The 12,382-nt window shown below is 71.2% G+C and carries 12 protein-coding genes; 9 read left to right on the top strand and 3 right to left on the bottom strand.

All coding sequences use genetic code 11. From position 1 onward, the window contains the following. The first annotated feature begins 79 nt into the window (after positions 1 to 79). The 8 genes from infA (at position 80) to truA (ending at position 4,988) form a co-directional block, all read left to right on the top strand. Positions 80 to 301, top strand: a complete 222-nt coding sequence (gene infA, locus FLV34_RS18915; RefSeq protein ID WP_030508344.1) for a translation initiation factor IF-1 — start codon at positions 80 to 82, stop codon at positions 299 to 301. Positions 302 to 347: 46 nt separating this feature from the next. Further along, positions 348 to 461 (top strand): 50S ribosomal protein L36, encoded by a 114-nt coding sequence (gene rpmJ, locus FLV34_RS18920; RefSeq protein ID WP_003956441.1) that lies wholly within the window; start codon positions 348 to 350, stop codon positions 459 to 461. A 231-nt stretch (positions 462 to 692) separates the two neighbouring features. Beyond that, positions 693 to 1,073: a 30S ribosomal protein S13 gene (gene rpsM / locus FLV34_RS18925; protein ID WP_079319852.1), complete on the top strand. Its 381-nt coding sequence runs from the start codon at positions 693 to 695 to the stop codon at positions 1,071 to 1,073. 36 nt (positions 1,074 to 1,109) lie between these two features. Further along, positions 1,110 to 1,514 (top strand): 30S ribosomal protein S11, encoded by a 405-nt coding sequence (gene rpsK, locus FLV34_RS18930; protein ID WP_020542285.1) that lies wholly within the window; start codon positions 1,110 to 1,112, stop codon positions 1,512 to 1,514. A 20-nt stretch (positions 1,515 to 1,534) separates the two neighbouring features. Next, entirely contained in the window at positions 1,535 to 2,161 is a 627-nt protein-coding gene (gene rpsD, locus FLV34_RS18935; protein ID WP_142563118.1) for a 30S ribosomal protein S4, read from the top strand. A 155-nt stretch (positions 2,162 to 2,316) separates the two neighbouring features. Next, positions 2,317 to 3,333 (top strand): DNA-directed RNA polymerase subunit alpha, encoded by a 1,017-nt coding sequence (locus FLV34_RS18940; RefSeq protein WP_030508347.1) that lies wholly within the window; start codon positions 2,317 to 2,319, stop codon positions 3,331 to 3,333. A 145-nt stretch (positions 3,334 to 3,478) separates the two neighbouring features. Further along, a complete protein-coding gene (rplQ, locus tag FLV34_RS18945; RefSeq protein WP_147943694.1) occupies positions 3,479 to 4,009 on the top strand; it encodes a 50S ribosomal protein L17 in 531 nt (176 codons plus the stop codon). Positions 4,010 to 4,097: 88 nt separating this feature from the next. Beyond that, positions 4,098 to 4,988: a tRNA pseudouridine(38-40) synthase TruA gene (truA, locus tag FLV34_RS18950; RefSeq protein WP_260617171.1), complete on the top strand. Its 891-nt coding sequence runs from the start codon at positions 4,098 to 4,100 to the stop codon at positions 4,986 to 4,988. Positions 4,989 to 5,261: 273 nt separating this feature from the next. Here the strand turns inward: truA and FLV34_RS18955 are convergent, their stop codons facing one another. From FLV34_RS18955 to FLV34_RS18970, 3 genes are all read right to left on the bottom strand, one after another. Next, complete coding sequence (locus FLV34_RS18955) at positions 5,262 to 9,014, bottom strand: hypothetical protein (protein WP_147943695.1); 3,753 nt, start codon at positions 9,012 to 9,014, stop codon at positions 5,262 to 5,264. 520 nt (positions 9,015 to 9,534) lie between these two features. Further along, a complete protein-coding gene (locus FLV34_RS18965; protein WP_147943696.1) occupies positions 9,535 to 10,806 on the bottom strand; it encodes a hypothetical protein in 1,272 nt (423 codons plus the stop codon). A gap of 41 nt (positions 10,807 to 10,847) precedes the next feature. Continuing rightward, a complete protein-coding gene (locus tag FLV34_RS18970) occupies positions 10,848 to 11,576 on the bottom strand; it encodes a CAP domain-containing protein (RefSeq protein ID WP_187280665.1) in 729 nt (242 codons plus the stop codon). Between the two features lie 337 nt (positions 11,577 to 11,913). Here FLV34_RS18970 and rplM point away from each other — a divergent pair, with 337 nt between their 5' ends. Continuing rightward, positions 11,914 to 12,357 carry a 50S ribosomal protein L13 gene (rplM, locus tag FLV34_RS18975; RefSeq protein WP_079316251.1) on the top strand — a complete coding sequence of 148 codons (444 nt, stop codon included), beginning with the start codon at positions 11,914 to 11,916 and terminating at the stop codon, positions 12,355 to 12,357. Positions 12,358 to 12,382 lie beyond the last annotated feature (25 nt).

A 12,382-nucleotide genomic window follows, 5' to 3' on the forward strand; every position in this document is an offset into this window, starting at 1 on the left:
CTCTCTGGAAGCGCCCGAAGGTCGCGGCTGCTTAGTGTTCCGAAGCCTCTGACGATCCGAACTGTGAAACGCGAGGGCCATGGCCAAGAAAGACGGCGCCATCGAGATTGAGGGCACTGTTATTGAGTCGCTTCCGAACGCCATGTTCCGGGTGCAGCTCGACAACGGTCACAAGGTCCTGGCCCACATCAGCGGGCGGATGCGGATGCACTACATCAGGATCCTGCCCGACGACCGGGTGGTCGTGGAGCTCAGCCCCTACGACCTGAGTCGCGGACGGATCGTCTACCGGTACAAGTAGCCCCCCCGCCAGCGGGGACGGGCCGTATGCGGAACGAATAAGGACTATGAAGGTCAAGCCGAGCGTCAAGAAGATCTGCGACAAGTGCAAGGTGATTCGCCGGCACGGTCGCGTCATGGTGATCTGCGACAACCTGCGCCACAAGCAGCGCCAGGGCTGAGCCCAGCTCTCAGTACGTCGCCACCAGGCCCCTGCTGAGTCCGCCCCCGTGGCGGTCTCGACCGCGTGCGGGCCAGGACAACGAAATCGCGTCACACACCCGCGCAGGCGGCCTCCGCGAGGAGTCCGTACCACGCGGGAGACCCCCGGTCGGAGGCCGGGGCCCTCGCCCGGGCATGGGAGGGGAAGTGTGGCGCAAGACCTCCGCCACACTGAAGGAGAATGCCCGACCATGGCCCGCCTGGTTGGCGTCGACCTCCCCCGCGACAAGCGGCTGGAGATCGCTCTCACCTACATTTTCGGAATCGGCCGCACCCGCGCCAAGGAGATCCTTGACGCGACCGGCATCAGCCCCGACCTGCGCGTCCACCAGCTCACGGACGCCGAGCTCGTCCCGATGCGTGACTACATCGAGGCGAACTACAAGATCGAGGGTGACCTCCGCCGCGAGATTCAGGCCGACATCCGACGCAAGATCGAGATCGGCTGCTACCAGGGCATCCGGCACCGCAAGGGGCTGCCTGTCCACGGTCAGCGGACGCAGACGAACGCGCGCACCCGCAAGGGTAAGAAGAAGACCGTCGCCGGCAAGAAGAAGCCGGGCAAGAAGTAGTCCTTAGCAGCCACATTTCCAGGAGTTAGCGCTTCAATGCCGCCGAAGAGCCGCCAGGGCGCACCGAAGAAGGTGCGCCGCAAGGAGAAGAAGAACGTCGCTCACGGGCACGCCCACATCAAGAGCACGTTCAACAACACGATCGTTTCGATCACCGACCCGAACGGGAACGTGATCTCCTGGGCCAGCGCCGGCCACGTCGGGTTCAAGGGCTCCCGTAAGTCCACCCCGTTCGCCGCGCAGATGGCTGCCGAGAACGCCGCCCGCCGCGCCATGGAGCACGGCATGCGCAAGGTCGACGTCTTCGTCAAGGGTCCCGGCTCCGGCCGTGAGACCGCGATCCGTTCGCTGCAGGCGACCGGTCTTGAGGTCGGGTCCATCCAGGACGTGACCCCGGTCCCGCACAACGGCTGCCGTCCGCCCAAGCGCCGTCGCGTCTGAGCTCAGGAGAGTAGAGAGAAATGGCTCGTTACACGGGTCCGGACTGCAAGCTCTGCCGCCGTGAGAAGACCAAGCTCTTCCTCAAGGGCAAGAAGTGCGAGTCCGCCAAGTGCCCCATCGAGATCCGCCCGTACCCGCCGGGTGAGCACGGCCGCGGCCGTCCGAAGGAGTCGGAGTACCAGCTCCAGCTCCGTGAGAAGCAGAAGACCCGCCGCATCTACGGCGTCCTCGAGAAGCAGTTCCACAACTACTACGAGGAAGCCAACCGCAAGGCGGGCAAGACGGGTGAGAACCTGCTCCAGATCCTGGAGAGCCGTCTCGACAACGTGGTCTACCGCGCCGGTTTCGCCGAGTCGCGTGACGCGGCCCGCCAGCAGGTGCGCCACGGCCACTTCCTCGTGAACGGCAAGAAGGTCGACATCCCGTCGTACCGCGTGCGCGAGCACGACATCATCGAGGTCCGCGAGAAGTCGCGCAACCTGCTTCCGTACGAGGTGGCCCGCGCGACCGCCGGCGACAAGACCGTCCCGGCCTGGCTGGGCGTCTCAGCCGAGAACATGCGCATCCTCGTGCACCAGCTCCCGGTCCGCCAGCAGATCGACACGCTGGTCCAGGAGCAGCTGATCGTCGAGCTCTACTCCAAGTAGTAGAGCCCCGGCACTTCATGACGCCGTACGGCCGGTACACTCCCGGCCGTACGGCATCATGGTTGTAGGCGAGCGGCGTCAAATAGCGGGCGTCGCCGTAACCCAGGGACCTCCCGTCCAGCGTGGCGGGGCCGTCCCGGATCCAGGAGATCCTGATGCTCATCGCACAGCGCCCGAGCCTCCAGGAGGAGTCGCTCGAGGAGCACCGGTCCAGGTTCATCATCGAGCCGCTCGAGCCGGGCTTCGGCTACACCATCGGCAACTCGCTGCGGCGCACGCTGCTGTCCTCCATCCCGGGGGCGGCGGTCACCAGCATCCGCATCGAGGGCGTGCTCCACGAGTTCTCGACCGTGCCCGGGGTCAAGGAAGACGTCACCGACATCATCCTGAACCTCAAGTCGCTGGTCGTCTCGTCCGAGCACGACGAGCCCGTGGTGATGTACCTGCGCAAGCAGGGCCCGGGTGAGGTCACCGCCGCCGACATCGCGCCTCCGGCCGGTGTCGAGGTGCACAACCCCGACCTGCACATCGCCACGCTGAACGGCAAGGCGAAGCTGGAGATGGAGCTGACCGTCGAGCGCGGCCGCGGCTACGTCTCCGCCGCCCAGAACAAGCAGCCTGGCCAGGAGATCGGCCGGATTCCGATCGACTCGATCTACTCTCCGGTCCTCAAGGTCACCTACAAGGTCGAGGCCACCCGTGTCGAGCAGCGCACGGACTTCGACCGCCTGATCCTCGACGTCGAGACCAAGCCGTCCATGAAGCCCCGCGACGCGGTGGCCTCGGCCGGCAAGACCCTGGTCGAGCTGTTCGGACTGGCCCGTGAGCTCAACGTCGAGGCCGAGGGCATCGACATCGGCCCGTCGCCGACGGACGCGGCTCTCGCGGCCGACCTGGCGCTGCCGATCGAGGAGCTCAACCTCACCGTCCGTTCGTACAACTGCCTCAAGCGCGAGGGCATCCACACCGTGGGTGAGCTCGTCGCCCGCAGCGAGCAGGACCTGCTGGACATCCGCAACTTCGGCGCCAAGTCGATCGAAGAGGTCAAGCAGAAGCTGCACGAGATGGGCCTGGCTCTCAAGGACTCCCCGCCCGGGTTCGACCCCTCCGCCGTCGCCGGCGGCGGGTACGACGACGAGGACGGCGGGTTCATCGAGACCGAGCAGTACTGATCCGTCTCCGCGCAGCGGCACCACCGTCTCGTGCCGCCCGTCCAGGGCGGCATGAGACGGCGATGACAAGTCACGACCGGTACGCCGGTCGGCCCGACCCCGGTACCTGACACGGCCGGAGCGGGTTATCCATGAGGAGCATGAAATGCCCAAGCCCACCAAGGGCGCCCGTCTCGGTGGCAGCCCGTCCCACGAGCGGCTGATCCTGGCGAACCTCGCCACGGCGCTGTTCCAGAACGGCCGGATCACCACCACTGAGGCCAAGGCCAGGCGTCTCCGCCCGCTCGCGGAGAAGCTGATCACCAAGGCGAAGAAGGGCGACATCCACAACCGTCGCCAGGTGCTGACGGTCGTCCGCGACAAGGGCGTCGTCCACCACCTCTTCACCGAGATCGCCCCGACGTACGCCGAGCGTCCCGGTGGCTACACCCGGATCACCAAGCTCGGCCCGCGTAAGGGCGACGCCGCTCCGATGGCGGTCATCGAGCTGGTCACCGAGCAGCTGAACCCGGTCAGGGTCTCCCGTACGGCTCCGGCCGCCGAGGCCGCGCCGGCCGCTCCGGCCGCCGCCGAGGCCGAGGAGACGCCGGCGGCGCAGGACGAGGCCGCCGAGAGCACCACCGCCGAGGCCACCGAGGCCGCTCCGGCGGAGGGCGACAAGAAGGACGAGGCCTGATCCCAGGCTCTGTGAGCGGGCTCAGTTTCCCTTCCGGGGGATGCTGGGCCCGCTCTTCGTTTCTCCGAGGCACCGCACGAGGGATGGCGTGGAGCGAGAACTGCGGCTGAGACTGGACCTGGGCTACGACGGCACGGACTTCTCCGGCTGGGCGCGCCAGCCGGGGCGGCGGACCGTGCAGGGGGAGATCGAGGACGCGCTGGGCCGTGTCCTGCGGCTGGAGACCCCGCCGTCGCTCACCGTCGCGGGCCGCACCGACGCGGGCGTCCACGCGAGGGGGCAGGTGGCGCACGTCGACGTCCCGCTCGCGGCGCTGGCCGCTGCCTCGTCCGGGCGTGCCCCCGCCCCCGAGGATCCGGAACGGGCATGGGAGGAGCGCGGCGCTGAGTGGCTCGCTGCGCTGACGAGGCGGCTGGCCGGTGTGCTGCCCCTCGACGTGCGGGTGCACGCCGTCAGCGTGGCGCCCGAGGGCTTCGACGCCCGGTTCTCCGCGCTCTCGCGCCGGTACGGCTATCGCGTCTGCGACGCCCCGGGCGGGGTGGACCCGCTGCGGCGGCGCGAGGTGCTGTGGTACGCCCGGCCGCTCGACGTGGACCTGCTCAACGCGGCGGCCGCCCGTCTGCTGGGCGAGCACGACTTCGCCGCCTTCTGCCGCAAGCGTGAGGGCGCCACCACCATCCGCGAACTGCAGCGGCTCGACTGGGTCAGGGGCGAGGACGGGATCCTCCTCGCCACCGTGGTCGCCGACGCGTTCTGCCACTCGATGGTCCGGGCGCTGGTCGGCTCGCTGCTGACCGTGGGGGAGGGCAGGCGGCCCGTCGAGTGGCCCGCCGAGGTGCTGGCGAGAGCCGTACGGGACTCGGGCGTGCACGTCGCGCCCGCGCACGGTCTCACGCTCGAGGAGGTGCGCTATCCCGGGCCGGAGGAGCTGGCACGCCGGGCCGCCGCAACCCGCCGCGTGCGCACCCTGAGCACCTGACGCAGGGCCGAGCGGCTTGGGGGCCGTTGGGGATCGTTCGAGGTCGCCGGGGCCCTCGGGGCGTTCGGGGCGCACCGCGGAGTGACCCGCAACGCATGAGCAAGATCCTCAAAAAAAGGGACGTAATGAGCTCCCTGCGCATCACCAGGCCGGCGCACCCCGCAGATCCCGTCCCGGTCTGCCGCCCGCGATGCCCTGTGCGCGCCGAGCCGTTGGTGCGGATCGGGGCTGTGGCGGCGCGCGGCCTCTCGCGGAGGCCGCGCGCCGGGATCGTCAGCGTGAGGCGCGCTTCTCGATCACCTTCGCCATGTGGTCGCGGAAGGCGCCGCTGATCGGCCCGAGGTTCTTGTCGTTCGCGTCCGGGGTGTGCCCGTCGGTGTAGGTGGCGTAGCTGAACACGATGTAGCGCCCCCACACCATGCCCGCGGCGTAGCCGCCGGAGATCGACACCTTGTCCGCCCGGCTCTTCTTGTCGCCGTCGAGGCCGCGGAACCAGACGTTCGCGTTGAGATCCTTGGCCTGGTCGACGGCGAGGGCCTCGGTCTTGCCCGGCAGCACGGCGATGCCCGTGGTCACGGCGTACTGGCGCTTGCTGTCCACGAAGGTCGCCCGGAGCACCCTGCGGCACTGCTGCTCGGCGAGGGCCTGCGCGAACGCGCCCGTCGCCGCCTTCCCGCAGTCGTCGGTCACGTTCATCGTGACCCTGCGGTACGTCCGGCCCGCCAGCGTCACCTTCTCGTCCGGGAACGCCTCCGTCGGCTTCAGGGTCTTGGGGTCGGTCTGCTCGGAGTCGAGGATCGTGGAGGAGACCGTGGAAGCCGGCGTCGGCTCCTCGGTGGGGGTCGGGGTGGCGGTGGTGGCGGCCGGCGTGGGCGCGGCCTGGCTGCCGTCAGGCTCGCCCGAGTAGGCGAAGTAGGCCGCGGTGCCGATCGCCCCCACGACGACCACTGCGCCGGCGGCCATCAGGATCCGCTTGATCTTCCCGCCGGACGGGGGAGAGCCGGCGGTGCCCAGCCGTGCCGGGAGGTTGCCCTCGGAGCCGCCGGGGGTGGAGGGGTCGGGCCCGAATCCGGGTGGAGGCGTCGGCTTGCCCGCCTTGGCCGGGGTCACCGGCGTGAACGCGAACGGGGTCTCACCGGTCGGCTGCGAGGGCGAACCGGTCGTGGGAGAGGTTGTCGCCATCTGTCCTGAACTGGGGTCGGGGGAGTCCGCCCCGTCGGTGCCATCGCTCGCGGACGGACCCGGGGGCGGCGTGTCGGATGGCGCCGCGCCAGAGGGCACGGCGGATGGCGGGACATCCGAGGGGGACGTCGCGGACGGCGACGGGGACGGTGACTGAGACGCGGTCTGACCCTGTGTCTCGTCCTGTCTCCCCAGTGGTGTCCCGTACGGTGCGCTGTCCTGCGCCTGACCAGGCGCGATCGATGTCTGTGTGGGTGCTGGGAACGGTTCCTCGGGCTGCGGTGCGGGCAGCGGCTGTGTCGTCGTGTCGTGGGCCGGGTGCTGCGGTTCGGTGATCGGAGCGGTCTGTCCGGAGGGCACGAGGGCATGGCCGGGTTCGTGCGGTGTGCCGGGCAGCGGCAACCCTTCGATGGGGGTCACCGCGGCGGCGATCTCGGCCCCGAAGCCCGCGGGCGGCCCGGCGATCGGCGCCGTGTGATCCGATGCCGCATGATTCGGTGCTGCGTGATTCGGTGCCGCGTGATCCGGTGCCGCGTGATGCTGCGCGGGGGGATACGACGCGTCCGCGGGAGCGTCCTGCCCCGAGCCGCCCCGTGCGGACTGTCCTGGTCCTTCGGCGGACGAGCCGCCGTCGGCCTGCATGTCGGCATGCGCGTCGGCCTGCATGTCGGCAGGGCGTGCCGGGTCCGCGGATGATCCCGTGTGCTCTGCCGCGGCGGAGGGATCCGGCCCGGTGGTTCGGTCGGGTGCGATGGCGTGGTCGGGTGCGGTGGCGTGCTCGGGAGCGCTGTGGCGGCCGGACGGGGTGGGCAGGTCGGGCACGGTGGTCTGGTGGGATGCCGTGGTCTGGTGAGATGCCGTGGTCTGGCCGGACGCCCTGGACTGGTCGGACGCTGTGGACTGGTCGGACGCTGTGGACTGGTCGGGCGTGCCGGTGGGAGCGAGCGCGTCGCCAGGTGCGTCGCCCGGCTCGCTCGTGCCCGCACCGTCGCCGGACGCGCCCTCGGACGCCTGCACTATGGCGGGCTCCTCCTGGTAGGCGTGCGTCGGCGGCCAGGAGGTGCCCGCGGGCAGCTCGCCCTGCGGGTACGGCTCGCCCGGCAGCCGTGGCGGCCACACGGGCACGTCTCCGGGCTCCCCGGGACGGACCGCCTCCGGGGGCACGGCTCCCTGCCCGTACGCCTCCGGATACGGGGCGAACTCCGGGGCGGGCTGCGGCGCGTACTGCTGCCCGTATTGGGGCCCATGCTGCGGCCCGTGCTGGGGCCCGTGCTGGGGTGCGTACTCGGGCCCGGACTGCGGCGGGGCGGCGGGCGGATACCCCTGGTGGGGAGCGGGAGCCTGATGCCAGCCGTCCCCGCCGGACGGCTGCCCCGGGGCGGGTCCCCACTCCGGGAACGTCGGCACGCCGGGCTGGGCGGCCCAGGGTCCGCCGGTGTTCTGCTGATCCGGCCCGTACGACCCCGGTGCCGGAGGAGGGCCGCCGGGCTGCTGCCAGGCGGGAGGCCCGGCCGGGCCCTGCCACGCCCCGCCGTGAGATCCCTCGTCGTACGGCGAGGGGGACGCGCCGAAGGCACCGGGACCGGCCGGTGCGCCACCCGGCGGGGCCTGCCACGGGGCGGGGCCGGTGTCACCCGTCCCGGCCGGGGCGGGGCCCTGCGGCCACTGCGACTCGTTGCCCGAGTAAGGCCAGGAGGTGACGCCGCCAGGCTGCATGCCGGGCTGGGGACCGGGTTGGGGACCAGGCTGCGTGCCGGGATCGCCGACGGGGGCGGGCCACATCTGCGGGGCTCCCGCGGAGGGCGGCTCCTGCTGCCACGACTGCGGGGCCGAACCAGGCGGAGGCGGGATCGGGCCCGGCGGGGCCGGCTGCCAGGCCGGTGTTCCGGGGCCGTGCGGAGGCCACGGCTGCGCTCCCGGATCGGCCTGCGCCTGCCACGCCGGGTTGGGCCCCTCCATGGGCGGCTGCCACGCCGCAGGGTTCGCCCCATCTGCGGGCGGCTGCCAGGAGTGCGCCCCGGGGCCGTGGGCGGGCTGCTGCGGGCCCGGAGGCGGGGGAAGCTGCGGGTACGCCGGGCCGCCCGCGCCCGGTGCGGGTTGCCAGGACGGCTGCGCGGGCTGCCAGGACGCGGCGTCCGGGCCCTGTGCGTGCTGCGGGTGCTGGTGGTCCCACTGCGCGGCGTTGGGGTCGGCCGGTGGCTGCCACGGGTTGCCCTGGTTCTCGGGTTGCCAGGAGGGTCCGCCGGGGCCGAGCGCGGGTGGCTGCGGGTTGGCGGCGTTGGGGTCGGCCGGTGGCTGCCACGGGTTGCCCTGGTTCTCGGGTTGCCAGGAGGGTCCGCCGGGGCCGAGCGCGGGCTGCTGGGGGATGGCGGCGTTCGGGTCGGCCGGAGGCTGCCACGGGGACGTGGCCGGAGCCGGGGGCTGCCAGGCAGGCGGGCCATACCCGGGGTGTCCCTGGGCGCCCTGGCCGGGCTGCTGCGGCTCGCCGGGACCGGGCTGCTGCCACGCGTGGATGCCCTGGCCTTCAGGCTGCTGCCAGGTGGGCGTGCCGGCGCCATAAGCGGGCTGCGGAGGAACGGCGCCATAGCCGGCACCGTCAGCGGCGCCGTAGCCGACACCCTGGTCGGCTCCCTGGCCGGCGCGGTGATCGGCTCCTTGATCGGCTCCGGAGTGCGGCTCACCGGGTGCGGGCAGGGCGAGGGCCTCGTCGCCGGGGCGGCGCGGCACGGGAAGGTTCCCGGCGTCGCCTGACACCCCGGTGTCCCCCGAAACTCCCGCGTTCCCCGGCAGGTTCTCGCTCCCGGGCGTTCCGGCGCTCCCGGAGACCCCGTAGCCACCCGGCATGCCCTCGCTCCCGGGCGTTCCGGCGTCTCCCGACACTCCGTGGCCGCCCGGCGTTCCGGCATCGCCGGGCACAGCGGCGTTTCCAGGGGCGGCGGGCGGCGGGCCGTACGCTGGGACGGCCCTGAACCTGTTCGTGCTCTCCGGGTCGTCGTCAGACGATTGCGGCGCCCCGAGACCGCCGGGTAGCCCGAACCTGGTCGGGTAGGACACTTCCGTCGTCCGGTCCGCCGCACCCACGGCGTCCGGGGCCCAGGCCGTGCCGTCGTCCGCCGCGGGCTGACCGAACCCGGGCGACGGGGTCTGCCCGAAGCTCGGAGGTGGCGTCGGAGATGTCGCCGAGCCTTCGGCGTCCGCCTCGGGGCGGGCCCGCGCCGTTTCGTGCTCGTGCCCGGAACCGGAATCCTTGCCACGCATAGCCGGAAGCGTAACGGCGCGGGCGCGATCGGCGTGCCCCTATGGGCGTTTCGGTCCGTGCCGCCCCAGCTCGCCCACCGGCCTTCACCTCAGCGAACGCCTGGCCTCAGCTGGGGCCACCGTTCAGCGAACGAGTGTCGAGGGCAGGGAAAACAGTCGCGTCGGTGACGTCCACCGCTGCCTGGTAGAGCCGTTTCAGCTCGTTCTTGGCCGGCTTGTGGCCATCCTTGAACTGGAACCAGAGCAGCACCGCGTAGTGGCCGTGGGTCCAGCCGCCCGCGTACGCCTCGCCGGTGCCGAGGTGCTTGGTGGCCTCGTCCTTGCCCGGCAGCGGCTTGAGGTAGTCCTTGCGCTCGCCGCCGCCTCCGGCCGAGGCGACCTTCTTCGCCGTGGCGGACGTCTTGAGGTTGGCGACGCCCACGGTGCCGATGACCACGCCCTTGGAGTCGGCGAAGCTCGCCCGCAGCAGCTGCGTGCATGCGCCCGCCTTGAGCGCCTTGGTGATTTTGTCGCCCGTGACGCCGTCCGCACATTTTTTCTCCTTGCGGTACGCCGTGCGGACGTATGAACGCTTGTTCTTGACGAATTTGCCCTTCGCGAACAGTTCCCGGAGCGACAGCGGGGTTTTGTCGGTCGTCCGTGAGGCGGTGTAGCCGAACTTGCCGGGGGGTCCCTCGGAGACGAGCGGTTTCGTGGGGCGGACGGTGGGCGTCGGGGCGGCGACCGGCGGCTTCTCGTTGCGCGCGGCGTACCACAGACCGGTGAACAACGCCCCGATCATGAGCAGCAGGGCGAGGCCGAGCGCCCAGGGGCGACGCCACCATGGGCCCTTCGCGTCCGGATCCCACACCGGCTCCGGCGGCGGAGGCATCCGCGACGCCGCCCGCTGCCGCCGCGCGTCCGCGTCCGCGCCGCCCGCCTGACCGCCCGAGGAGGCCGCGTACGCGCCCGAGGGGGACGCGTACGGGTCGGTGGAAGACGCGTACGGCCCGGTCGGCGCCGCGTACGGCCCGGACGCGAGCTCCTCCGCACGCTGGGGGCCCTCCTGCTCGTAGGCCCCGGCGTACGGCGGCTGCTCGGGCTGCTGCTGGTACCCCTGTTGCTGGTACGCCTGCTGCGGATGGCCCTGCTGCGGATGGCCCTGGTAAGGCGCCTGCTCACGTGCGTACGGCGACCGCTCGCGCTCGTATGGAGACTGCTCGCGGGCATACGGCGACGGCTCGCGCTGGTATGGCGGCTGCCCCCCGCCGTAAGGGGGCGCGTCGCGACGGCCGGCGAGGGGCGCGTCGTCCCCGCCGGAGTACGGCGGCAGGTCTCGCCTGCGGGGATCCGGGGGATGATGCGGCGGAGGTGGTTGCTGGTCGCCGGGGTAACCCATGGCGCTGAGATTAGTCGGCGATCTGGACAGATGAGGAAGGGTCAGGAATACCCGAAGTCCTCGGTCCACCACGGACCGCCCTCGCCCGTGCTCACGCCGACCCCCGTCGCGACCAGGCGGCAGTCGAGCAGCGTGGAGCGGTCGCTGCGCCCGGCCATCCAGCCGCGTACGACCGCCTCGGCGGTCTGGTAGCCCCTGGCGATCGTCTCGGCCCCGCCGTCGGAGTAGCCCGCCGCGCCCATGCGCTCCCAGGGGGAGGCGCCGCCGGGAGAGCTGTGCCGGAACAGCTTGCTCGACGCCATCTCGTCCGAGTGCGCGCGGGCGGACTCCACCAGGCGCGGGTCCACGCGCAGGGGCCGGCAGCCGTGCTTGCGGCGCTCGGCGTTGACCAGGCGCACGACCTCGGCCTCCATCGAGGCGTACTGCATCGAGTCGGCGTCGTACGCGTCGTCGCCGCCGCCGTCGTTTCCGGGTGTGATGACGGTGTGCCGCGAGCCGCTGCCGTAGCCGTCGATCAGGTTGGAGGGCGGCTTCTCCTTCCGGGGGCGGCGCTGCGGCTCCTCCCGGGGGGCGGTCGGAGTCGTGGTGTGCAGCACGTGGTCGAGAGTGGGCCGCTCGCGCGGCACCGCGCCCGCCGCGTTCACGCTCAGCGACGGAGACGGCTCCGTCTCGCGCAGATAGACGTCGTCGAGCGCGCTCGACCTGGCGCTCATTCTGCCGATCACGACGCCGGTGAGCAGGATGGCCACCGCGCACGCCAGCAGACCCATCTGAGTCCCCCGCAGGGGGCCACGGAAGGTGTGTTTTTTGTAAGGGGTCTGCCACATACCGCAGTCAAATATAGAGATCCGCGCCATGGGGAAGAAGAGGCTAATGGGTATGGATTTGATGAACGTTCAAATGAGGCGTTCCAATCCCGCGTGCCCCTCGCTGTTTTGACCAGGCGGCATCGGGTCGGTAGTCTGCTAGTTCGTTGTGTGTGGATCGGTCTGTCCGCAGACCGGTGCACGGCGCGTCCGGCGTCTTCTCCCGTACATGTGGAGACGGAGGTTGTCGCCGTGCCTGCGCAACCTACCGAGAGTTCACATTCCGACAGAAGGCACTGCCGTGCGCACGTTCTCACCGAAGCCCAACGACGTCGAACGTCAGTGGTACGTCATCGACGCGACCGACGTCGTGCTCGGCCGGCTGGCCAGCCAGGTGGCGACCCTGCTCCGCGGGAAGCACAAGCCGATCTTCGCTCCGCATGTCGACACGGGTGACTTCGTCATCGTCATCAACGCCGACAAGATCGCCCTGAGCGGCAACAAGCTCGAGCAGAAGAAGGCGTACCGCCACTCGGGTTACCCCGGCGGTCTGCGCTCCGTCAGCTACGGCGAGCTCATGGAGAAGCGTCCGGACCGGGCCGTCGAGAAGGCCGTCCGTGGCATGCTTCCCAAGAACGCCCTGGGCCGGAAGATGGCCAAGAAGCTCAAGGTCTACGCCGGCGCCGAGCACCCGCACCAGGCCCAGCAGCCGGTGCCCTTCCAGATCACCCAGATCGCCCAGTAATCGCGAGCCAGGAAAGTTAAGAGGA

Origin of the sequence: Microbispora sp. CSR-4 (assembly GCF_008033685.1) — a bacterium.
GTDB lineage: Bacteria > Actinomycetota > Actinomycetes > Streptosporangiales > Streptosporangiaceae > Microbispora.

Excerpts from the sequence above, each read along its gene's own strand:
- FLV34_RS18955 (WP_147943695.1), bottom strand. The coding sequence starts at position 9,014 with ATGCCGGGTGGCTACGGGGTCTCCGGGAGCGCCGGAACGCCCGGGAGC.
- rpsD (WP_142563118.1), top strand. The coding sequence starts at position 1,535 with ATGGCTCGTTACACGGGTCCGGACTGCAAGCTCTGCCGCCGTGAGAAG.
- rpsM (WP_079319852.1), top strand. The coding sequence starts at position 693 with ATGGCCCGCCTGGTTGGCGTCGACCTCCCCCGCGACAAGCGGCTGGAG.
- FLV34_RS18940 (WP_030508347.1), top strand. The coding sequence starts at position 2,317 with ATGCTCATCGCACAGCGCCCGAGCCTCCAGGAGGAGTCGCTCGAGGAG.
- rplQ (WP_147943694.1), top strand. The coding sequence starts at position 3,479 with ATGCCCAAGCCCACCAAGGGCGCCCGTCTCGGTGGCAGCCCGTCCCAC.
- FLV34_RS18965 (WP_147943696.1), bottom strand. The coding sequence starts at position 10,806 with ATGGGTTACCCCGGCGACCAGCAACCACCTCCGCCGCATCATCCCCCG.
- infA (WP_030508344.1), top strand. The coding sequence starts at position 80 with ATGGCCAAGAAAGACGGCGCCATCGAGATTGAGGGCACTGTTATTGAG.
- rpmJ (WP_003956441.1), top strand. The coding sequence starts at position 348 with ATGAAGGTCAAGCCGAGCGTCAAGAAGATCTGCGACAAGTGCAAGGTG.
- rpsK (WP_020542285.1), top strand. The coding sequence starts at position 1,110 with ATGCCGCCGAAGAGCCGCCAGGGCGCACCGAAGAAGGTGCGCCGCAAG.
- FLV34_RS18970 (WP_187280665.1), bottom strand. The coding sequence starts at position 11,576 with ATGGGTCTGCTGGCGTGCGCGGTGGCCATCCTGCTCACCGGCGTCGTG.